Genomic DNA, 20490 nt, shown 5'->3' on the forward strand with positions numbered 1-20490 from the left:
CAAGGGTTGGTTGAATGCGGGCGATCGGTTAATCTGATCCGCCGATCCCCAAAGCCACAACGAAATTGCCGGCCATGACGCGAAGATCATCACTCGAACCTGCCGCGGCCGAAGTCGTCACAGTGTTCCTGCCGGGTGAGGCGGTGCTGCCGCAGCGCCGCAGCGGCGGGGCTATCGACAGGACCGAGCAACTTACGAGGCTTGTGCGCTCGCTGGTCTCGGCAAAGCCGGACTTCGACGAGCCCGCGTTGCGCAGGGCGCTGGAGGCGCGGGCTCCGGCGGGCGTGAAAGCCCTGGCCAGTGATCTCGACGACTATGCTGCCTTCGATGCGCGCCATGGCGGGACTGGCCTCCCGGCTCGGGAAGAGCGGGTGGCGGCCTATGTCAACGATTGCGACAGGCGCGGCCTCAGTCCCGCGACCGTGCAGCGGCGGCTCGCCTCGCTGACGGCGGTTCACGACCTGCTGGGACTTCCCGGGCCTGCGCGGAAAGGCGGTGTACGAGATGCCTGTCGCGCGATGCGCCGCCGTGGCGAACCGCGCGGGCGCGATGCAGGGCGGGCAATCGAGGCCTTTACGCTGGAGGCGCTGCTCGCTGCCTGTCCCACCACGCCTGCGGGCCTTCGCGATGCGGCGATGTTGTCGCTTGGCCACGATGCGGGATTGCGTGTTTCCGAACTCGTTGGCGTCACCGTCGCGCATCTGGTGCTTCACGATGACGGCTTCGTCGATCTCGAAATCCTGCCCGCCCGAAATGACGGGGCAGGGAAGGGACGCCGGGTCCGCCTCACGCCGGAAACCGTACGCCGCATCGATCTCTGGCGCGAAGTGGCCGGGCTCGACCGGGGGCCGCTATTGCGCCGCGTATCGGTAGTACGCACCAAGGCGCGCGAGGGGCGGGAAGCAGTGCCATTGGCAAAGCTGGGCTGGAACCACCGTCAGGGCGAGGGCAATCTTGGCGGACGCCGCACCCGTCCTGCGACAAGCGACTATGCGATCGGCGAAAACGCGATGACGCAAGCGGCGATCCGGCTGATCGTCAAACGCGCTGCCAGACGCGCGGCGGAGCAGGGGTTCGTGGCTCTTCAAGGCCGCGATCTCGACGCGGCCATCTCCGTGCTCGGCCGGGGCACGCTGCGCTGGCCGCCAGCGACCTGACAGAAAAGGGGGCAGCCATCCCATGGCCGCCCCCTCTCATGCACGGTTATCGCTTATTCCGCCGCGATCGCCGGCTGGTCTTTCTCGTCATTGGCCGCTGACGCCAGCGGGCTGCCGATCATGCCCATGCCCTTTTCCGAGAGCAGCATGCCGATGAGCGCCTGCAGCGCGCCGCCGCCTTCCGCGCCCGAGGCGCCGCCGGTGTTGATCTGCACGCGCGGCACGATGTCCACGCCCGACTTCTCCAGCGCATCGGCGAGCCGTTCGATGACCTGACGGGTCAGCTGGAACTGCGCGCCGCCCGAAGCAGCGGCCTGCTTCTCGATCGTTTCGGCCGTGGCCAGACCGGTGCGCGTGATCCTCTCGGCATCGGCACCGGCGAGCGCCACGACCTTGGCTGCCTCGCCCTCACCCAGCAGGCGGATGCGGTCAGCCTCCGCCTTGGCCAGCGTGCGGGTCTGCTCGGCATCCTGCGTGGCGCGCTTGAGCGCGGCCTTGCCCTGGTTCTCCTGCACCGTGATCGACAGTTCGGACTCGGTGATCGAGGTCTGCTGATGCGCGCGCGCTTCGGCTTCGCGCAAGGCCTTCTCGCTCTCGGCGGCGATGCGCTGCTTTTCGTAAGTGGTGACGCGTTCCTCGGCAACCTGTCGTTCGCGAAGTTGCTGGAGCACCTTTTCGATCTGGTCGTTGCCTGCCGCCGCGCGCGGGGTGCCAATCAGCACTTCCTGCAATTCGAGGTTGTAGCCGCCGAACTTGGCGCGCATTTCATCGCCCGCCTGCTCCTGAATGTCGGAGCGTTCCTGAAGTAGCTCGATCAGCGTCTTGCGCTGCGCAACGTTCTTGAAATAGGCCGAGACCATCGGATCGAGCGTCTGTTCGACCAGCTTCTTGATGTCACCGAAGCGCTGGATCACCAGCGGCGCCTTGCGATAGTCGATATGCACGACCACCGAGAGCGGCAGCGTCGGTTCGAACGCATCCTTGGTGATCAGCGAGACTTCGGACAGGTTCTCGTCCAGCTTGTGCTGGCCGGTCGTGTCCTGGTCCCACTTCAGGATGAAGTTGGTGGTCGGCACGATCACGATCTTGCCGGCATAAGTGTTGAACGCATATTTGCCGGGCAGCAGCGGTTCGCTCCAGACGCCGCGCGTGCCGCGCGCCACCAGCTCTCCGTGGCGGTAATCCTCGCCCGAGGTGTCTTTCCCGCTGGCGCCGGTATAGCTGATCACCACGCCGACATGGCCCACGTCGATCACGGTCTTGGAGACCATCTCCACGGTCGCGAAGAGGCGGTTGATGAAGTAGCTGCCCTCAACCAGAACCTGAAGCTGACGGCCGCGGCGCCCGCCGGCGGCGATGAACTTCTCGGGGTCCTGGAAGCTGTTGTGGAAGGTGATATGGTTGGCCTGATCGGTGCCGACTTCGGGCGCGATGATCTGGTCGGCAGTGAGCGCAGGACCGTCATGCACGGTGACGATGCCGATCTGGTCGGACGAGTCCCTGATGACCACGGCGTCGAAGCCGTCGCGCCGGGCGATCTCGCCCTGCATCTGCGCAAAGAGGTCGGCATCGTTGCGCTCCAGGATCAGGCCGTAGATCTGGTCGCGCGTGATGATCACGAACTGCGAGAGGTTGATGGCATAAGTACCCTCGCGCAGGATCGTGCGCTGCGGGCCCTTCTGGCCGCCGTTCGACAGGAAGGCACGCACGTCGAGGAAATCGGCCGTGGAGGCATTGCTGGCCAGCGTCTGGGTGGGGCCCAGCGGAGCGCCGTCACGCGCGAAGACGTAGCCGATCTGGCCCTGCGGGATCGTCACCAGCGGCTGGCTGTGGACGCGATACTGGAACGGCACGAAGAAGTGATAGCCGCCGCGCAGCACGTCGGGCTGGTAACCCGCCTCGCGGTTCAGCGCGATCAGGCCGCCGGAGATCGAGCCGTTGCGGCTCCACAGCTTCTCGACGATGGCCACACGGTTGTTGCCAACGTACCGAACGCAGCGCGACAGCGTAAATAGAAAGACGACGACGAGAGCCACGACCGCCGAAGCGCCGAGCACAAACATGTTTGTCATCTGGGGAGGTGTCCTTGGGACCTAAGAAACGAGCGCACCAATTGCGCTCGGAGCGATATTTACGCCTGTTCCAAGCGGCTCGCCAGTGAAATACAATAAATTAACCCTGAAAATGTGAGGGGCCGTACCGCGCCTCTACATAGCCCGCGATGATGCGGGCCTGCTTCTCGTCTTCCTGTGCCCCGGCCTCGGCAAGTTCCGCCTCGGCGGCGACTATGCGCTCGATCGTGGCTGCGGCCATGTCGGCCAGAACCGCGCGCTTTTCCGGCGCGGCGGAGCCCAGCGCCCGGACGGAGGTCTCGACTGCTTCCGCGACATCGCGGGCGAGGGCCTGGTAGGCCGGGTCATCGTGATTCCAGCGCGCCGATGTCAGCCGCGCCAGCGCTGCCTCGGCGCGCGGACCGGGCAATGTGCGGGCCTGGTCGATGGCATGGCGCAGCAGGCGCTCCGACCGCTTTGCTGCTGCCCGGGGATCGCGCGCCTGACGGCGCCTTTGCCGCGCACGTAGCAGGGGATCGATGAGCGCAGCGGCAGTCGTGGCGGCCACGGCCAGCACCGCATATCCGCTCAGCAGCGCCGGGCTGAGATGCAGGGCGAGATGCAGGACGCCCTCGGCATCGCCCGGCGCATCGCGCACCACCGCGACGAGCATCGCCAGAAGATAGAACGGCAGGACAAAGTGGAGGAATGCCCCGCCCACCAGTTGCCATGGGAGGACGGGAGCAGTGTGCTCTTTCTCTTTCAAAACGGCATCGTTCGGCACGCGCCTATTGTGCCATACCGGCGCGGCGGGCGCCACAGGCGACTGCGGCGGAACGCCGGGCCGATCGGACCGTTTTAGGCTGCACGAGGCGTGTCCGTCCCAGCCAAGGCAGGGGACAGCGCCGCGAACCGGAGAGTGACGCCCATGCACAAGAGTTTCACCGCATTCGCCAACTTCGTGGCCGGGGCGGCCGGCAAGGCACAGACCTTCATCGTCGCGCTTCTGGTCGTGGTGGTCTGGGCGATCTCGGGACCGATCTTCAAGTGGTCCGACACCTGGCAACTCGTCATCAACACCGGGACGACGATCGTGACATTCCTGATGGTGTTCCTGATCCAGAATAGCCAGAACCGCGACGCCGCCGCCTTTCAGGCCAAGCTCGACGAATTGCTGCGCGCGCTGGAAAATGCCCGCAACGGCTTCATCGGCATAGAGCACCGCAGCGCCGAAGAGATCGACCGCCTGCGCACCCGGCTCGAAGAGGAAACCGGCCAGTGCGAGGATCCGCATCACGCTGCCAAGGCCAGTGTGGGCCGCCTGCTCGACCGGTTTTGAAATGCGCAGACCGGAAAAATTTTCGGTCTCGTGTCGATTTCCGGTCGTCCCGTTCGTCGAGAGATCGAGAGGCTGATAAAAGCCTCCGGTCACGAAGGAGTGAGATCATGCGTGTAATGGTATTCGTGAAGGCGACCGAGGACAGCGAACGCGGTACACTGCCCGCCAAAGAGATGTTCGAGGCGATGGGCAAGTTCAATGAGGAACTGGTCAACGCCGGTGTCTTGGTGGTTGCCGACGGGCTCAAGCCATCGTCGGCGGGCAAGCGGATCGCGTTCGATGGCCCCTCCCGCACGGTCATCGACGGTCCCTTTGCCGAAACACGCGAACTGGTCGCCGGCTTCTGGATCTGGGAAGTCAAGGACATGGACGAGGCTATCGCCTGGGCCAAGCGCTGCCCCAATCCCATGCCGGGGCCGAGCGATCTGGAAATCCGCCCCGTCTACTGCCTGGAGGACTTCGCTGAAATCTTCGACAGCGCGGGGGAGCCGCAGTCCGATGGCTGAATAAGCGCAAATGGTGGGCGAGGAATCGCGCCGGGCGATCGAAGCGGTGTTTCGGATCGAGCGGGCCGGGCTCATTGCCGGTCTGGCCCGCATGGTTCGCGATGTCGACAGCGCCGAGGAACTGGCGCAGGAAGCGCTGCTCGCCGCGCTGGCTGACTGGCCGAAATCCGGCGTTCCCGAAAAGCCGGGCGCGTGGCTCATGACGACTGCCAAGCGCCGTGCGCTGGACAGGATGCGGCGCGACCAGATGCGCGAGCGCAAGCATGCCGAACTTGCCCGCGAACGCGACGATGATGAAGGGGCGGCTGCCGAACGGATCGCCGCTGCCATCGACAACGATATCGGCGACGACCTGCTCAGCCTGATCTTCACTGCCTGCCACCCGATCCTTTCGGCCGAGGCGCGCGCGGCGCTCACCTTGCGGCTGATCGGCGGGCTGACGACCGAGGAAATTGCCCGCGCCTTCCTGTCCGCCGAGGCCACCATCGCCCAGCGCATCGTCCGCGCCAAACGCGCCATCGCCAAGGCCGGGCTGGCTTTCGAAGTCCCGCGCGACGCCGAACGCGCCGTGCGCCTCGCCTCGGTACTGGAGGTCATCTATCTGATCTTCAACGAAGGCTATGCGGCAACCCGAGGCGAGGATCTGATCCGGACCTCGCTTTGCGCCGAGGCGCAGCGGCTCGGCCGGATCCTGGCGGGGCTGATGCCGGAGGAGCCGGAAGTGCTCAGCCTGCTGGCGCTGATGGAGATTCAGGCCTCGCGCTTTGCGGCGCGGGTGGCGCCGGATGGCGCCTTCGTGCCCCTGACCGCGCAGAACCGTGCGCGCTGGGACCGGCTTCTGATCCGGCACGGGCTGGCTGCGCTGGAACGGGCGGAGGCACTTGGTGGCAGCGACGGCGCCTATGCCCTGCAAGCCGCGATTGCCGCCTGTCACGCCCGCGCCCTCAAGGCGGAAGATACCGACTGGCCGCGCATCGCGGCGCTCTACGACCGGCTGCGCGCCGTCGTGCCGTCGCCGGTCGTCGACCTGAACCGTGCAGTGGCGCACAGCATGGCCTTCGGACCGGAGGCCGGGCTCAGGCTGATAGACGAGATCGCGGACGCCGCCGTACTGCGCGACTACGCGCCGTTGCCGGCCGCGAAAGGCGATTTCCTGTTCCGCGCCGGGCGCCTCGGCGAGGCGCGCGTCGCCTTCGAAACCGCCGCCGGGCTTACGCGCAATGCGGTGGAGAAGTCGTTCCTGCTGTCACGCGCCCGGTCCTGCATGTCCTGACGCGCGCGAAATGCGGATCACTTTGCCTGACGCGCCGGAATAGCTTGTCCGGAGTGTCCGCTGATTTCGGTACCGGCGTGCGGGGCAAATCGCAGGTTCCAGATCGTTGCCGACAGCGAGATGGCGGTCACGACCCAGAATGCCGAGGAGAAGTCGCTGATGGTCGGCGTCTCATGCCCATGGGCCAGCGTGGCGAGGTGCAAGGCCACCGCCGCGATGCAGATGCCGAGCGAGAGCATAAGCTGCTGGAAGGTGGAGTAAAAGGCCGTGGCGCTGCTCATCTGGCGCTTGTCGATGCCGTCGTAGGCGATCGTGTTGTAGGCGGTGAACTGGAACGACATGAAGAACCCGGCCAGCATCAGCACGCCGAACATCGCCCAGGTCGGCCAGTCCGGCCGGAACAGGCCGCAGACGGCATAGCCTGCCGTCGCCACGAAGCCGTTTGCGATCAGCGCCCTGCGAAAGCCGAAGCGGCGCAGAATCCGCGGCGCGAAGCTCTTCATCGCCAGTGAGCCGATGGCGGTCGCCACGGTGATGGTGCCGCTGCGCGCGGCCGTGAAGCCGAAGCCCACCTGCATCATCAAGGGCAGCAAGAAGGGCTGCGCGCCTTGCGTGATGCGCGTCAGCGAACCGGCAATCACGGAAAGGCGGAACGTGTCGTCCTTCAGCAGCGTGAGGTCGAGGATGGCGCCCTCGCGCCGCTTGGCGTGGGTAATGTAGCTGAGGCCCGCGACGATGCCGATGGCGACGAGGCCGGCCGAGATCCATTCGCGGCCCGGTCGGCTGGCCATTTCGAAGCCGAACAGCAGGCAGCCGAGCGCAATGCCGCTCAGCACGAAGCCCAGCACGTCAAAGCGGTTGGGCCGCTCTTCGCGGACATTGGCGATGAAGCGCCCGGTCAACCAGAGGCCCAGAACGCCCATCGGCAGGTTGATGTAGAAAATCCATCGCCAGTCTAGATAGGTGACGATGAAGCCGCCCAGTGGCGGACCGATGATCGGGCCGATCAGCGCCGGCACCAGCAGCCACGACATGGCGCTCACCATGTCCTGCTTGGCGACCGAGCGCAGCAACACAAGGCGCCCGACCGGGATCATCATGGCGCCGCCGATCCCCTGCACGAAGCGCGAGACGACGATCATTTCCAGCGTCGGTGACTGGCCGCAGGCAAGGCTGCCCAGCGTGAACAGCACGATCGCGGTGCGGAACACGGTGCGCGAGCCGAACCGGTCCGCCAGCGTGCCCGAGGCGGGAATGAAGATGGCGAGCGCCAGCAGGTAGGACGTGAGCGCCACGCTCATGTCCTGCGCGCGTACGCCGAAGTCGCGCGCCATCGTCGGCAGCGCGGTGGCCAGCACGGTCGCGTCGACGAATTCCATAAACAGGGCCGAAGCGATGATGAGCGCGACCAGCCGGTAGTTCCTGCTGGCGGCCGGGGCGCCCATGTCGGGCGTCATGGCGATCGAGCCTGCGGCGGGCACGATGCCGTCGCGTACTTCGGCATTGACGGAAGCGATGCCGCGCCTGCGGGGCCTCAGCATCGGGTTGCGGCTTCGGAATATCGAATCTGCATGATGTCCGGACCATAGCCGGGTCGGTCATCCATGCATCCATCAATTTGTGCGCGAGCGTTTCAATTTGCGCGCGTTATCGCTGAATTCCTCCGGGAAAGGTTCTTCGAAAAAATGCGAAAGTGCACTCGAACGCTTTCAGGCGTAACTACGGCTGCGATGGACAAAGGGCAGGGAGAGCTGCGTGACCGGTATCGAAGCTTCCGCACATGCGTTCGAGCAGTGGCAGCGCACCCGGTTGGGGGCGCTATTTGTCGAGAAGGATCTGGAACGCAAGCATAACAAGATGCGCAAGGGCGTGTTTCCGTTCCTGCGGGCCACCTATTGGCGGTGGTCGGAAATCGTCTTCGATATGCTCCCGCATTGGCGCGATGCGAGCCAGGTGCTGGCGATCGGCGACACCCATCTCGAAAACTTCGGTACTTGGCGCGATGCCGAGGGGCGCCTTGTCTGGGGCGCCAACGATTTCGACGATGCCTGCGTGATGCCCTGGTCGCTCGATCTTGTCCGCCTCGCGACAAGCGCGGTGCTGGCGGCCGGCGAGGATGCCGACATCGCGGGGATTTGCGCGGCCATTTGGGAAGGGTACCGCGAGGGTATTGCCGCGCCTTCGCCGATCATTCTGGACCGCGACCGGGGGTGGCTGCGCACCGACCTCGTGCTGGGCGATGAAGAGCGTAAGGAATTCTGGGAGGATTTCGACCAACCGGCCAGCATCATTCCCGCAAGTTACCTGTCGGCTCTCAAGGCATCGCTTCCCTCAGACGGCGGGGATCCGGTCTGCTTCGCACGGCAGGCGGGCACGGGCAGCCTTGGCAAGCCGCGTTTCGTGGCCAGTCTTGCCAACTGGCGCGGAGGGCCGGTGCTGCGGGAAGCCAAGGGGATGCTCCCCTCCGCGTGGACGCTTTTCCACGGTGGCACAGAAGCGCCGGGCGTAATGGAGATCGCGCAAGGCGCATTTCGTTCGCCCGATCCCTGTCTTCAGATCCATGGAGATATCCTCGTCCGCCGGCTTTCCCCGAACAGCCGGAAAATCGAGGCGGAAGACAAGGGGCGGCTGCTTCTGCGGCCGCGGATGATGCGCATGATGGGGCAGGAAATCGCCAACTGCCATGCCGGTGACATCGCGCGTGCGGCTGCTGTGCGGGCCGAAGTGATGACCAGATCCGGCGATTGGCTGGAGCCCGATGCCCGGACCATGGCGAAGGTGGTGGCGAAAGATCAGAATGATTTTGCATCGAGCGGCGGATGACCGGTGAGGTTGGTTAATTTCAAGCAGTCATATAGTAATTTATGATAAATTGAGATTAAGTACGCAATATGTCGAATCCTGTTCGTATAAAATATTGTCAGGTGGATAATGGTTGTAGAGTTATCTGGGGGATTTTGGTAATTGATGCGGCCATCCTGCCGGGGTGAGATCTGAGGATTTTGGCATGACGAACGCGAAAACGGATCTTGATGCCGTTGTCATAGATCTGCATCTTGCCAGAAATTCGAAAGATGACCTGGACATGGTGGGTCTGGTCCAGGAATTCGTGCTTGCCCTGCCTATGGACGTGTTCACGGTCGCCCATGACGGCACGGTGCTGAACGCCAATCTGTCGCACACGATCCGATCGCCGGCAGGCCTGGAGCAATGCCGGTCGGTCATCGGCGCCCCGTTCGAGAATGCGCTGGGTCGCCTGCCCATCGACGACGAGAGCCGCCGGGAAATTAGCGTTCAGCTGAACGCCGTGCTGCGCGGCACGGTGCTGACGGCGCGTCGCTGCTATCGCCTGCTGGCGTCCGATCCCGATATCTTGACGGTTCAGGCAACCCGCATGTCCGGGCGCGCGGGCCAGATGCTGGTCGTGCTGCAGCCGGAGCGCAGCACGGTGTCCGAGCGGTGCGGCCGCAGGGCGTATCAGGCCCAGTTCCTGCGGGCGCAGGACGAGGAACGCAGACGGATCGCCCGCGATCTGCATGATGGTACCGCGCAATATCTGGCGCTGGCGCAAGTCATGCTGGAAGCCGTGCGCAAGGCTCGCACGGTTGATGCCATGGAAGATGCCTGCGCCGATATCGAATCCGCCCTGAGTACCGCACAGCACCAGATGCGGACGCTCAGCTACGTCCTCCACCCGCCCGAACTGGAAGCAGGCGGCATCGTCGAGGCACTGGCATCGTTCCTGAAGGGTTTTGCGCGCCGTACCGGGCTCCGCGTGCGCTTCCGCAACCTTGCCGGTTACATCAGGCCATCGGCCGATCTTGAGATCGCCTTGTACCGGGTGGCGCAGGAAGCGCTGGTCAATGTCGGCAGGCATGCTTTTGCCAGCACGGTCGACGTGCGGCTCCGTCATATCGGCGGGTACCTTGTGCTTGAGATGGAGGACGACGGCATCGGTATCTCTACCGATATTCTGGAAGGGTGCATGCGCGAGGCGGTTGGCGTCGGCCTTGTCGGCATGCGCGAACGCGTCGAGGGGCTGGGCGGCGTGTTCTGCGTGGAGCGGGGGTTGAAGGGCACGAAGATCAGCGCGCGTTTTCCGCAGCGACGGGCCGAGGATGTGGCACCCGGGCGCGCGGCCGGAGCCGAGATCGTTACGGCTCGACGATATTGTTCCGAACCGCGTAAAGCACGAGTTCCGCCGTCGTCCTGATCTTCAGCTTGTGCATTGCCGCGGCGCGGTGGGTCTCCACCGTCTTCACGCTGATTTCGAGGATGTGAGCGATCTGCTTGTTGAGCTTGCCCTCCGCGATCAGCTGGACGATTTCCCGCTCCCGCGCGGTGAGGGTGGTATTCTTTTCGGAGGTGTGATCGCTTTCGATGAAATGTTCGAGCAGCGTTTCCGAAATGGCGCCCGAGAAATAGGGCTTCCGCTTTGACAGGGCCTTGACCGCCGCCACCAGATGGGTGCCGCTGTCCGATTTTAGCACGTATCCCCGGGCTCCGGCGCGCAGTACGTCGATTAGCAGGCTTTCCCGGTCGTGCATCGTGTAGATCAGAATCTCAGTGCGTGGCAGGGCGTGCTTGATTGACCGTGTAAGCTCGAGTCCGTTCATCAGCGGTAGCGAGTAGTCGAGAATGGCGATGTCGGGCTGAGTCTCGAGGGCAAGGCCCAGAGCCTCGCGCCCGTCGGCCGCTTCGGCCACGACTTCGAAAGAGGAATGAGATTCAAGCAATGTCCGCACGCCCTTGCGCATGGCCTGGTGGTCGTCGGCGATCAGGATTCTGCTTGTGGGCGGCCGCATGCGAACTCCTTTGCTCCTGGTCCGTTCTCAGGTTCGATGAGTTCGGGCGACCATCATCGCCGCACAATTCGCGCGTTCAATCGGGGATTACCCTAGCGGTTCGCGCAATCGCATCGAAGAGAGGAGGCACCATCCGCGTGGTGATGCCCCGGTCGCCGGCGTTCGCAAAGCGATTATTTTCCGAATTAGCAATCGATTGCCGCGCCGCAGGTGTCGCTAGAGAGCGAAGTCTCGCAGAACGCGCCGCACTTTACCGGCAAACGAGATTGCCCTCGCGGGGCAGCGCAACGAAGGCGATGGATTTTGCCGGGATCATCAGCGATCCGGACACCGGCTTGCCCTCAAGCCCCGAAAGCTGGTTGTTTCCGCCGAGTTCCGGCGTCTTTCCGTTGATCGTCACCGCGCGGTCGTCGAGCGATTTTGCCTGCATTATCCAAGCTGTCGCGTTCGTGCCGGTCGTCAGGGAAAGGGGCGCATCGCCTAGGTTCATGGCGGCCAGCCCGACACCTCCGGCATGCCCGCGCAGGCAATGCGCATAGATCCGCAAGTCGGGGAAGGGGGATGCAGGGCTTTGCAGCACCGTCGTGTCCATCGTGCGGCGCCACAATACGGCCGCCCAATAGTTCGGCCGGGGCGCAAGGGTGTCCTGATCGATCAGGGCATAGTCGGATGCTGCCAGCGTGTTGTGCATGACCACCTGAACGCCCTTCTGCGCCAGCAGGCCCAACTGGTTTATGTAGCGAAACGTGTCGGTGAACGTCGCCGCCCAAGGGCTGCCGCCGCAGGCCGCCTGCGACGTTTCGGTCAGCCACATCGGATCGTCCGGCTCGTATTTGTCCCGCAGGCCGGAATAATAGCGCCAATCGCGCAGCGTGCGATCGAGCCAAGCCGGCGTCAGCGCCGCGTCCTTGTCCGCCGTTTTGGGACGCATTTTGGCGCAGCGCTGCGAGACGTCGCCATAGAAGTGATAGGAAACGGCATCGAGCGTATTCGGGCTTTCCTTCATCAGCTCCTCCGAGAGGAGAAGCTTCGATAGATCGGCCACCGGAATGCTGCGCATCGCGCCTTCGCCCACGCCTCCGGGACCAAGCACTTTCATATGCGGCGCGTTTTGTCTGGCCCACTGGCGGAAAATGCCGAAATCCCGGGTGTAGTCGGCCACCGAATAGCTCTTTGGCAGATGACTGACAGATGCGGCATTCGGTTCGTTGATGAATTCCGAAAAGGCAAGATCGCCCCCTGCGCTGCGGGTCAGATCCAGCAGCCGCTGTGCCTGATCGGTTTTCCAGACCCCGCTTTCATCGCGCGGCCCTTCGCTCACCGCATAGCTGACGCCGAGCTTGGCATCGACGGCCTTGGCAAACGCCACCACGCCCCGCCACTGTGCCTGCGTGAGCACCTGATTGTAACCGGCGGGCGGTGCTGTCAGATGCTCGCCCTCGGCTTCCAGATAGGTCGAGTTTGCCCAAGTGCCGCTCACGCGGACGTAAGCTGGCCCCAGTTCGCGTGCGAGTGCGCGCAGGCGCCTGTTCCCAAGGTCGATGGGCGGCCGCATGCGATAGACTTCGCCTTCGGCGCCGCCGTAGGACGCCCAGAAGCGCCCTCCGGTCACTTCGACCATCTCGATGTTGTAGGACTGAAAACGCGGGTCGACAGTCGCGACGCTGGGCAGGTCGGCATAGGGGCCGGCATGCAAATTTGCTTCGCGGGCAGGCGCTGCCCCGGTCGTCACGATCATCAGCAATGCCGCCGCGCCGGAAAGGCAGGCCTGTTTCATCCCGCGCATCTCTTCATCCTTACAGGTTCATGTCATCATTCGGCCAGATCGGCGGCCATGGGAATACCGCTTGACGGCTCAGGATCGGTACGCGGAGCGGCGGCTACGCGATCCTTGAGCTTCTCGAAATCCGCTTCGAACTTGGGGCGGATCGTTCCGCAGATGCGGTCCCAGATCGTTGTGTAGCCGCCATAGTTGCCATTGAAGTAGCGATGATGCTGATCGTGGAAGGTCGCGGTGATGAACCACTTGGTGGCCCAGCTGCGGTTCCACCAGCGCGGCATGAACTCGTAGCCCGAATGGACGTAGAGCCCCATGAAGATGTTGGTCGGCAGGATCAGCATCAGCGTGGCGTCGTGGACGGCGAAGATCGTCAGGAACAGGGGTACGAAACCGCCGTTTATGATCGATTCCAGCGGATTGACCGAGAGCGTGGTCAGCAGGTTGGGTGATGTTGACTTGTGATGGAGCTTGTGGACCCAGCTGTAGAACGGCTCCTTGTGCATCCAGCGGTGCAGCCAGTAGAAATAGGTGTCGAACAGCAGGAAATAGAGCCCGTACTCAAGGGCGATCACCCACCATCCGGCCGGGGCGTTTTGGAACGTGACCCAACCTTGGGCCTTCAGCCAGGCGGTCAGGCCGCCAAGGATCTTGCCGGAAATGGCCAGCGTCACCAGTGCGACGAGCGCCTCGTTGCGGAAGGTCTTCCACTTGAACCCGCGCGGCTGGATCTTGCGCGCCTTGAAATAGCCGGTGACGATCCCGGACAGAATGCCGGTCGCCACGAAGAGGATAAGCCACAGCCGCAGCAGGTGGTCCCCGGTCGTCATCGCCTCGATCATCGCTCGTCAGCCCAGAACCAGCGCAAAGGCAAAGACGTGGAGGACAAGAGCGAGCGTGCCGGCGAAAGCGTGCGACGCGGGAAGCGAGCTGGACATGCGATTTTCTCCATTCGGCGATGCATCCTGCCCGCCGTCAGGTGATCCATCGCAGCGCGCGATTGGCCGGCAACCGATTTTACGTTACGTTGCCGCTGCCACTGCCAAACAGGCGGAAAACGTTGATTTTCCCAATTGGCGGTTCGTGAAATGGGAGAGAATGCCAGATGAGCCGCCTTCGCCAGTTCCTGTTAGAGCTTTGGGCGATGCTCGTCTCCGCAGCGGTCATCGGCTTTCTTGGCCCCTTCGGCACGTACCTTGAGGCGGACTTTCCGTCGCGGGTATGGGAATGGTGGGCTCATCTAATGGGGGCCTATATCGTCGTCCGGCCGGCCATCGGCTTATGGGTGGCGGTCGCGGATGCAACCTCACTGCCGCGGCGTTCCATCGTGTTCTGGGGCGTGATCGTTACGAGCTTCCCGCTCGCCCTGATTTGGCAATGGGTCGGAAGTGCGTTCTTCCATGCGCTGGGTGGGTTCGCCGGCATTCTTCCGTTTGCTCTGCTCAGTGCCATGGGCGTGCTTGTCGTTGTCTGGTGGGCGCGGCGTGTGGACGAGGAATTTGGCGCTCCGCTGGCTGCCGAACCGGACTATGCGCGCAGTCCGGAACTGGTCGCGGAGGCTGTGCCGGTTCCATCCATCCCAGCGGGCGGGCCCCGCTTGTCGGGAAGGCTCTCGCCGCAGTTCGCCGGTCCGATTCAGGCGCTCCAGAGCGAGGACCACTATGTCCGCGTGCACGGCGTCACCGGCAGTGAGCTTTTGTTCATGCGCCTTCGCGATGCCATCGCGGAAATGGACGGGATGGCCGGGCAACAGGTCCATCGCAGCTGGTGGATCGCGCAAGGCGCTGTCGCGTCGATAGAGGCGGACGGCCGCTCGCGCCGGATCGTTCTGGCCAATGGCTCGACGGCGCAAGTGGCGCGGGAATCCGTTGGCCGGCTGGAGAGCAGCGGCTTCCTGTCGAAGGGCGCTTAGCTGTCCTTCATCGTACCCCTGCGTCGTTTCCGCCGCCGGCTTTTTATCATCTGATCGGTATCAACAGGGAAGGTGTGGTCGCCGGTTTTGAGGCTACCACGCACTTGCGTCCGAGATGAAAGCGGTGATCGCGCGGCGGACCCATTCCTGTCGCACCGGGCGTGAAACCGGGCGATCGGTGAGCATCACGTTCACGTAGTAGCCGCGTAGCATCAGGATGAAGGCTTCTGCTGCGCCGTCCGCATCCTTGGTGACCTTGCCTGTCGCGGCGGCGCATTGGCGGATGAAATCGGCGATCTGCTGCACGCCGATCTGGGTCCGTTCGGCGGCTGCGATGCCCAATTCGGGAAAGCGGTGAGACTCGCTGTAGATCAGGCGATTGACGCCCAGCAGCCCTCCACTGAAGCTGATTTCCAGCGACCGGTCGGCATAGGCGAGCAGCCCTTTCTCCAGATCCGCGTCCCCCGCTTGGAGTTGCAGCAGCGTTGCGCTGAGAGCGTGGTCCATCTGCTGGAACATGATCGCCCGGAACAACTGCTCCTTCGACGAATAGCGCGAGTAGAGCGTCGTCTTGGAAATGCCGGCGGCCTTGACGATCCGGGTCATCGACGTGCCGCCATAGCCGTGGCGCAGGAATTCCTGAAGCGCAACATCCAGCAACTGGCCGTCAATTTCGGCGACTTCTTCCAGCGTCGGCCGGCCGCGTGCCCGCGGAGTTGCAGCCCTGGATCCGGTAGCCTTGCCTCCGGTACTGTTCGGCCGGGTATTCTTGGGGCCGGAATTGGCGATCGCTGGTGCCGTCATGAAACCGGCATGCCGAAACCGCCGGGCGTTGGCCACCGATAATTCGCCGTGTGGGGATCGGGCAAGGCGGGGCAAAGCTTGACAAGCGCGGCCCCGCCGACCCAGACAAGAAACGAACCAGTCGGTATCATTTAATGCCGCGGGCTGCCCGCTGGAGCAGCCATCTTGCCGCGATGCGCGCGGGATCTGGTCGAAAAACGATCCGGCGGGCGAGGTCCTGACAGTGAACACCGCATGCAAGCCGACAGATGTTCCCGCACCGGGTGAAATCGATATTCCCGCGCTTCGGCAACGCTACGCCCATGAGCGGGACAAGCGGCTGCGGCCCGAAGGCGGTGAGCAGTATCTGAAGACCGAGCACGAGTACGCCCAGGCATACGAAGCCGATCCCCACATGCCGCGGGTACCGCGCGATCCGATTTCCGAGGATCTCGACGTTGCCGTGCTTGGCGGCGGGTTTTCGGGGCTGATGGCGGGGGTGCACTTGCGCAATGCGGGTGTCTCGACATTTCGTCATATCGAACATGCCGGGGATTTCGGCGGGGTCTGGTACTGGAACCGCTACCCCGGCGTGCAGTGCGACAACGATGCCTATTGCTACATGCCGCTGCTGGAGGAGACCGGCTACTTCCCCTCGAAGAAGTTCGCGGACGGCTTCGAGATACAGCGCCATTGCCGCCGCATCGGCGAGCAATACGGGCTTTACGAGAACGCGCTGTTCCACACGCGTATCACCGCGCTGCGCTGGGACGAAGAACGCGATCGCTGGCGGATCGCCACCGATCGCGGCGACGAAATACGTGCACGCTTCGTCATCATGTGCGGCGGCCCGCTCAACAGGCCAAAGCTTCCCGGCATTCCGGGACTGCACGATTTCAGGGGCAAGGTCTTCCACACCGCGCGCTGGGACTATGCCTATACCGGCGGGCGCTGGGAGGATCCGGTTCTCGACAAGCTGGCGGACAAGCGCGTGGCGATCGTCGGCACGGGCGCGACGTCGATCCAGGCGGTGCCCTTCCTCGGCAAGTATGCGAAGCAGCTTTATGTCTTGCAGCGCACGCCCCCCACGGTCGATGCGCGCCCGAACCCGCCGACCGACATGGAATGGGCGCGGTCCCTCCAGCCCGGCTGGCAGAAGGAGCGTCAGCGCAATTTCCATCATGTCGCGATCGAGGGCATGCGGCCGGGCGATGTCGACCAGATTTGCGATATCTGGACCGAAATCAACCGCGACCTTGCCGCTGAACTGGCTGGCGAAGGCTGGCCGGACCTGAGGCTCGAAGCCTATCTCGAGCGCCGCGAAGCCATGGATTTTCGCGTGATGGAGCGCATGCGCCGCCGCGTCGAAGCCATTGTCGAGGACAAGGCGACCGCCGAGGCGCTCAAGCCCTGGTTCGGCTTCAACTGCAAGCGTCCGCTATCGAACGATGACTATTACCCGACTTTCAATCGCCCGAACGTCAAGCTGCTGGACGTGTCCCCCACGCGCGGCGTCGAGCGGCTGACCGAAAACGGCTTCGTGCATGAAGGCACCGAATATGGGATCGATTGCCTGATCTGTGCCAGCGGGTTCGAGGTCACCAGCGATCTCGACCGCCGCTGGGGCATCGGTGCGGTCGATGGGCGCGGGGGTCAGTCGCTCTATGAGAACTGGGCGGACGGCTATCGGACGTTGCATGGGGCGATGAGCCACGGCTTCCCCAACCAGTTCTTCACAGGCTATGTGCAGGGCGGCTTCAATGCCACTACCATCGAGCAGTTCAGCCGGCAGGGCTATCACATCGCCTATATCATCAGGCAGGCGCTCGATCGCGGGGCAACGGCGGTCGAACCCACGCTGGATGCTCAGGACGCATGGGTCGCGAAGATCCGTGCCACGGCCGTCGATATCTCGAAGCTCCAGCGGGAATGCACGCCGGGCTACTTCAACAACGAAGGCGATCACAAGGGCAGGCGCTGGTATCTCGGCGAATCCTACGGCCCGGGCTGGGATGCCTTCGAGACGATGATGCAGGATTGGCGCGATGCCGGGACCCTGGAGGGTCTCAGTGTCACGTGCCGCGCGGCGCAGACGGCGGATTGAATGCGGCGGGGAACGGGAGGGGGCTCGCTCCCCGTTTCCCGGCGGCTATTGCGCTTCGATTTCGTGGCGCCGGCTCTCGACATCCGCCAGCAGCGGCAGGATCTTCTGGTCGGCGAGGATCGTGCAGTAGTACTCGTTGACGTGCACGATCTTGCCTTCCAGCAGCGTGAAAACCATGCAGTACTGGTTGCAATAGGCCTCGCCGTTGACGAGCGTGGCATTGCCTTCGAATTCCACGACGACACGGTCGCCTTCGCCGGTGACCGACTTGAAATCGGGCCGGAGGCCAGTCGGGATCAGGTCCTTGAAAGCAGCGGTCGTGGCCACGATAAGTTCGTAGGGGCGGGCCCCCGAAAGCTTCCCGAAGCCCTTGGCGACCGTCACCGCATCGGGCGAGAGGCAGCGTTCGGCCGCAACGGCATCGCCATTGCTGAACGCTTCGATGAATGCGATCACGACCTGCTTGTTGGTTTCGCTCATGTCTTTCATCTCCTCTCGACCGCGGTATGCGTGCCGGACATGCCGAACAGGGACCTGACGAACCGGACCAGACGCGCCGGCCAGGATGGCGGCGCGGCTTCGGCTGCGACGGTTCCCGCGTTTTCGGCTTCCGCTTCGATTTCGGCCTTGAGCTGCTGCGCGAAGGCCTTGGCAAACTGGGGAAGCAGCGGCTTGCCCATGGCCTCCCACATCTTGGCCATCTGCCCGCTGCCGACCACTTCCACGCGCAGCGTCACTTCGGTTTCACCGGACCTGACGGCACGCGCGATGTAAGTGCCGCCACCTTGAACCGGATCGCCTTCCAGATCGTAAGTAAACGTCACCCGCCCGGGGCCTGCCCATTCAGTCACGTGCACATTGACTTTGACTGTCCGCACGAGACCGCCCGCGCCGACTTTCAGCACCCAGTGCGAACGGTCTGCATCGATGATCCTGCATTCACGCAGTCCGGGCATGAGTTTCGCCCAACGCTCGATGTCGCGAACATGGGTCCAGACCGCGTCGATGCCAACATCGATCACGACGCTCTGTTCGGTTTCGATCATTCGGCGGCCTCAAGCCGCTGCCGCCGCGCCAGTTCCTCGTCGAGCAGGGTGCTCGGGCGGCCGATTGCGTGGAGCGCCGCAAGGTAGCCGTGGGTGATGCCGCGGGCGTTGGTCATGCCGCTCTGCATGACCGCGCCGTTGTCCAGTCGCGCCATCGAGTTGCCGGCGACGTAGAGGCCCTCGATCGGTTCCTCGTCCCAACCGATCACGCGGCAATGCTCGTCGCCTACGAGCCCGGCTGCCGCGATGCCGCCGCCTGCCATGCGGTGGAGTTGCACGGCGTAGAACGGCGCCTGCAAAAGCGGGCCGAGATTGCCGTTGGGCTTCTGGTTGGGGTCGCCGCACATGGTTACGCTCCACGGGAAGGCACCGCGCCGGAATTCGGGATCCTCGCCCGCCAGTGAATAGCGGTTGAAGGCTTCTACGGTGTCCAACAGCCCCTGCGTATCGACACCGATCCTGTCTGCAAGTTCGGCAAGGCTGCCCGCGGTGACGCCCATGCTTTCGGGAATCTCCTGCCCCGGCATGACCCCGCCAAACGGGTATTTCTCGCGTGCCTGATGGTCGAAGATGGCCCAGCACGGGTAATTGCTGTGGGTCTGCGTATTGCCGTCGATTGCATTGATGGCGTGCGCGATGGAGCGATAGAAGGCCTCGTTTCCGAAGCGCTTGCCGGCGCTGTTGACGACAATCGTGTGCGGCAGGCCCATGAACGGCAGCGCGCCGCGCCATAGCGGCAAGTCGCCCTCCTGTTCCTCGCCCGGGGTATGGATGCCAAGTATCGTTCCATCGGGAACGCGGGCGATCCGGGCGCCGAACGGTCCGGCGAGCCGCAAGTGCGCGCCGTCGATCGTCTGCATGACCATCGATTGCGGGTCGAGCTGGTTGCCGAGGGTCCGCGAATAGGTCGGATCGCGCTCATAGCTGCTGACGGCAATGACAACGCCGCGATTTGCCTTGATGTAGATATCGCGCCCGTCGCGCTTCGCGCGCACGCCGACGATCCGCTCCCCATCGCCGATCAGCTTTTCGACATTCACGCCGGTATGGAGGGGGATTGCGCGATCGAGCGCGCCCTTGACGAAGTAGGCGGCAAGACCGGGGCCAAGACAGCGCTCATCGCTGCCCATCCGTTCGGACATCGCGGTATAGTCCCAGTTGAGCATGTTCGCGGTGCCGCCATTGGTGAAAATGTCGTGATGCGTCATGCTGTAGGGAACATGGGGCGAGACCCGCGTCCGGGACTGCCACTCGCCGAGCGAGGCGGCGGGGAAGGGCACCGGTTCGAGCAGGCGGCCCTCGGCCACGCTATCGTTGGTGTGAGGATAGTAATAGTCCGGGCATCCCGGAATGGCGGCGAGCCTGAGGTCGATGGTCTCCTCGAAATAGCGTAGCGCCACCGGGGCATGGATCGCCTGATTGAGAATGGCGACGTCATCGGCATATCCCGCCGATAGGCGCTTCACGTAGCGAAAGCCGCTTTCCGGGGAGTCCTCTACACCCAGCGCCTTGCCCAGATGGTTGCCCGCCACCCAGACCTCGCCCATCGAATAGGCCGTGACGCCGCCGACCTGCTCCGAACGTTCGAGGACCAATGCCGAAAATCCGTGGTCCTGCGCCGTGATCGCGGCGCACAAGCCGCCCGCGCCGGAGCCGATTGCCACGACATCGGCTTCCAGATCCCACTGTTCCGGCAGCTTTTCCATCTTCACCGGCTCTCTCCCACCGACCGTTTTC

At 63.9% G+C, this 20490-nt stretch carries 18 protein-coding genes; 8 read left to right on the plus strand and 10 right to left on the minus strand.

From position 1 onward, the window contains the following. Window positions 1-74 precede the first annotated feature (74 nt). Window positions 75-1157 carry a tyrosine-type recombinase/integrase gene (locus AC1VVK_RS18425; protein WP_482906241.1) on the plus strand — a complete coding sequence of 361 codons (1083 nt, stop codon included), beginning with the start codon at window positions 75-77 and terminating at the stop codon, window positions 1155-1157. Between the two features lie 53 nt (window positions 1158-1210). Here AC1VVK_RS18425 and AC1VVK_RS18430 read toward each other — a convergent pair whose 3' ends face one another. Both AC1VVK_RS18430 and AC1VVK_RS18435 read right to left on the minus strand, forming a co-directional pair. Further along, window positions 1211-3229 (minus strand): SPFH domain-containing protein, encoded by a 2019-nt coding sequence (locus tag AC1VVK_RS18430; protein WP_482906242.1) that lies wholly within the window; start codon window positions 3227-3229, stop codon window positions 1211-1213. Between the two features lie 100 nt (window positions 3230-3329). Beyond that, on the minus strand, window positions 3330-3974 hold the full coding sequence (locus AC1VVK_RS18435; protein ID WP_482906243.1) for a hypothetical protein: 645 nt from the start codon (window positions 3972-3974) through the stop codon (window positions 3330-3332). A 162-nt stretch (window positions 3975-4136) separates the two neighbouring features. Here AC1VVK_RS18435 and AC1VVK_RS18440 point away from each other — a divergent pair, with 162 nt between their 5' ends. From AC1VVK_RS18440 to AC1VVK_RS18450, 3 genes are all read left to right on the plus strand, one after another. Next, window positions 4137-4547: a low affinity iron permease family protein gene (locus AC1VVK_RS18440; RefSeq protein WP_482906244.1), complete on the plus strand. Its 411-nt coding sequence runs from the start codon at window positions 4137-4139 to the stop codon at window positions 4545-4547. A 107-nt stretch (window positions 4548-4654) separates the two neighbouring features. After that, window positions 4655-5053: a YciI family protein gene (locus AC1VVK_RS18445; protein WP_482906245.1), complete on the plus strand. Its 399-nt coding sequence runs from the start codon at window positions 4655-4657 to the stop codon at window positions 5051-5053. Window positions 5054-5063: 10 nt separating this feature from the next. After that, window positions 5064-6326 carry an RNA polymerase sigma factor gene (locus AC1VVK_RS18450; RefSeq protein ID WP_482906246.1) on the plus strand — a complete coding sequence of 421 codons (1263 nt, stop codon included), beginning with the start codon at window positions 5064-5066 and terminating at the stop codon, window positions 6324-6326. A gap of 17 nt (window positions 6327-6343) precedes the next feature. On the opposite strand, the gene AC1VVK_RS18455 is transcribed toward AC1VVK_RS18450, so the two are convergent. Continuing rightward, entirely contained in the window at window positions 6344-7867 is a 1524-nt protein-coding gene (locus AC1VVK_RS18455; RefSeq protein WP_482906247.1) for a DHA2 family efflux MFS transporter permease subunit, read from the minus strand. Window positions 7868-8081: 214 nt separating this feature from the next. Between AC1VVK_RS18455 and AC1VVK_RS18460 the strand changes: the two genes are divergently transcribed. Continuing rightward, the gene (locus tag AC1VVK_RS18460; protein WP_482906248.1) at window positions 8082-9149 is read left to right on the plus strand and encodes a DUF2252 family protein; all 1068 of its coding nucleotides are present in this window, start codon (window positions 8082-8084) and stop codon (window positions 9147-9149) included. Window positions 9150-9333: 184 nt separating this feature from the next. Next, window positions 9334-10539, plus strand: coding sequence for a sensor histidine kinase (locus tag AC1VVK_RS18465; RefSeq protein ID WP_482906249.1), 1206 nt, complete (start codon window positions 9334-9336; stop codon window positions 10537-10539). Here the strand turns inward: AC1VVK_RS18465 and AC1VVK_RS18470 are convergent. From AC1VVK_RS18470 to AC1VVK_RS18480, 3 genes are all read right to left on the minus strand, one after another. Further along, on the minus strand, window positions 10481-11131 hold the full coding sequence (locus AC1VVK_RS18470) for a response regulator (RefSeq protein WP_132391555.1): 651 nt from the start codon (window positions 11129-11131) through the stop codon (window positions 10481-10483). The two genes, AC1VVK_RS18465 and AC1VVK_RS18470, sit on opposite strands and share 59 nt — an antisense overlap. 250 nt (window positions 11132-11381) lie before the next feature. Continuing rightward, entirely contained in the window at window positions 11382-12917 is a 1536-nt protein-coding gene (locus tag AC1VVK_RS18475; RefSeq protein WP_482906250.1) for a hypothetical protein, read from the minus strand. A 26-nt stretch (window positions 12918-12943) separates the two neighbouring features. Beyond that, window positions 12944-13738, minus strand: a complete 795-nt coding sequence (locus tag AC1VVK_RS18480) for a sterol desaturase family protein (RefSeq protein WP_482906251.1) — start codon at window positions 13736-13738, stop codon at window positions 12944-12946. A gap of 275 nt (window positions 13739-14013) precedes the next feature. Here AC1VVK_RS18480 and AC1VVK_RS18485 point away from each other — a divergent pair, with 275 nt between their 5' ends. Continuing rightward, the gene (locus tag AC1VVK_RS18485) at window positions 14014-14820 is read left to right on the plus strand and encodes a LytTR family DNA-binding domain-containing protein (RefSeq protein WP_482906252.1); all 807 of its coding nucleotides are present in this window, start codon (window positions 14014-14016) and stop codon (window positions 14818-14820) included. A gap of 93 nt (window positions 14821-14913) precedes the next feature. Here the strand turns inward: AC1VVK_RS18485 and AC1VVK_RS18490 are convergent, their stop codons facing one another. After that, on the minus strand, window positions 14914-15624 hold the full coding sequence (locus tag AC1VVK_RS18490; protein ID WP_482906253.1) for a TetR/AcrR family transcriptional regulator: 711 nt from the start codon (window positions 15622-15624) through the stop codon (window positions 14914-14916). A 223-nt stretch (window positions 15625-15847) separates the two neighbouring features. Here AC1VVK_RS18490 and AC1VVK_RS18495 point away from each other — a divergent pair, with 223 nt between their 5' ends. After that, window positions 15848-17707, plus strand: a complete 1860-nt coding sequence (locus tag AC1VVK_RS18495) for a flavin-containing monooxygenase (RefSeq protein ID WP_482906254.1) — start codon at window positions 15848-15850, stop codon at window positions 17705-17707. Between the two features lie 45 nt (window positions 17708-17752). Here AC1VVK_RS18495 and AC1VVK_RS18500 read toward each other — a convergent pair whose 3' ends face one another. From AC1VVK_RS18500 to AC1VVK_RS18510, 3 genes are read right to left on the minus strand one after another with little or no spacing between them, the layout of a single operon-like run. Beyond that, window positions 17753-18187: a nuclear transport factor 2 family protein gene (locus AC1VVK_RS18500; protein WP_482906255.1), complete on the minus strand. Its 435-nt coding sequence runs from the start codon at window positions 18185-18187 to the stop codon at window positions 17753-17755. Window positions 18188-18192: 5 nt separating this feature from the next. Beyond that, window positions 18193-18753, minus strand: coding sequence for an SRPBCC family protein (locus AC1VVK_RS18505; RefSeq protein WP_482906256.1), 561 nt, complete (start codon window positions 18751-18753; stop codon window positions 18193-18195). Further along, window positions 18750-20459 (minus strand): FAD-binding protein, encoded by a 1710-nt coding sequence (locus AC1VVK_RS18510; RefSeq protein WP_482906736.1) that lies wholly within the window; start codon window positions 20457-20459, stop codon window positions 18750-18752. Before AC1VVK_RS18510 ends, AC1VVK_RS18505 begins: the two co-directional genes overlap by 4 nt. Window positions 20460-20490 lie beyond the last annotated feature (31 nt).

Source organism: Novosphingobium sp. BL-S-32, from assembly GCF_056857055.1.

What these genes read in the sequence shown, in the direction of transcription:
- AC1VVK_RS18425 (WP_482906241.1), top strand. Translation starts at nt 75, where the DNA reads ATGACGCGAAGATCATCACTCGAACCTGCCGCGGCCGAAGTCGTCACA.
- AC1VVK_RS18430 (WP_482906242.1), bottom strand. Translation starts at nt 3,229, where the DNA reads ATGACAAACATGTTTGTGCTCGGCGCTTCGGCGGTCGTGGCTCTCGTC.
- AC1VVK_RS18440 (WP_482906244.1), top strand. Translation starts at nt 4,137, where the DNA reads ATGCACAAGAGTTTCACCGCATTCGCCAACTTCGTGGCCGGGGCGGCC.
- AC1VVK_RS18445 (WP_482906245.1), top strand. Translation starts at nt 4,655, where the DNA reads ATGCGTGTAATGGTATTCGTGAAGGCGACCGAGGACAGCGAACGCGGT.
- AC1VVK_RS18450 (WP_482906246.1), top strand. Translation starts at nt 5,064, where the DNA reads ATGGTGGGCGAGGAATCGCGCCGGGCGATCGAAGCGGTGTTTCGGATC.
- AC1VVK_RS18455 (WP_482906247.1), bottom strand. Translation starts at nt 7,867, where the DNA reads ATGCTGAGGCCCCGCAGGCGCGGCATCGCTTCCGTCAATGCCGAAGTA.
- AC1VVK_RS18465 (WP_482906249.1), top strand. Translation starts at nt 9,334, where the DNA reads ATGACGAACGCGAAAACGGATCTTGATGCCGTTGTCATAGATCTGCAT.
- AC1VVK_RS18470 (WP_132391555.1), bottom strand. Translation starts at nt 11,131, where the DNA reads ATGCGGCCGCCCACAAGCAGAATCCTGATCGCCGACGACCACCAGGCC.
- AC1VVK_RS18475 (WP_482906250.1), bottom strand. Translation starts at nt 12,917, where the DNA reads ATGCGCGGGATGAAACAGGCCTGCCTTTCCGGCGCGGCGGCATTGCTG.
- AC1VVK_RS18480 (WP_482906251.1), bottom strand. Translation starts at nt 13,738, where the DNA reads ATGACGACCGGGGACCACCTGCTGCGGCTGTGGCTTATCCTCTTCGTG.
- AC1VVK_RS18485 (WP_482906252.1), top strand. Translation starts at nt 14,014, where the DNA reads ATGAGCCGCCTTCGCCAGTTCCTGTTAGAGCTTTGGGCGATGCTCGTC.
- AC1VVK_RS18490 (WP_482906253.1), bottom strand. Translation starts at nt 15,624, where the DNA reads ATGACGGCACCAGCGATCGCCAATTCCGGCCCCAAGAATACCCGGCCG.
- AC1VVK_RS18500 (WP_482906255.1), bottom strand. Translation starts at nt 18,187, where the DNA reads ATGAGCGAAACCAACAAGCAGGTCGTGATCGCATTCATCGAAGCGTTC.
- AC1VVK_RS18505 (WP_482906256.1), bottom strand. Translation starts at nt 18,753, where the DNA reads ATGATCGAAACCGAACAGAGCGTCGTGATCGATGTTGGCATCGACGCG.
- AC1VVK_RS18510 (WP_482906736.1), bottom strand. Translation starts at nt 20,459, where the DNA reads ATGGAAAAGCTGCCGGAACAGTGGGATCTGGAAGCCGATGTCGTGGCA.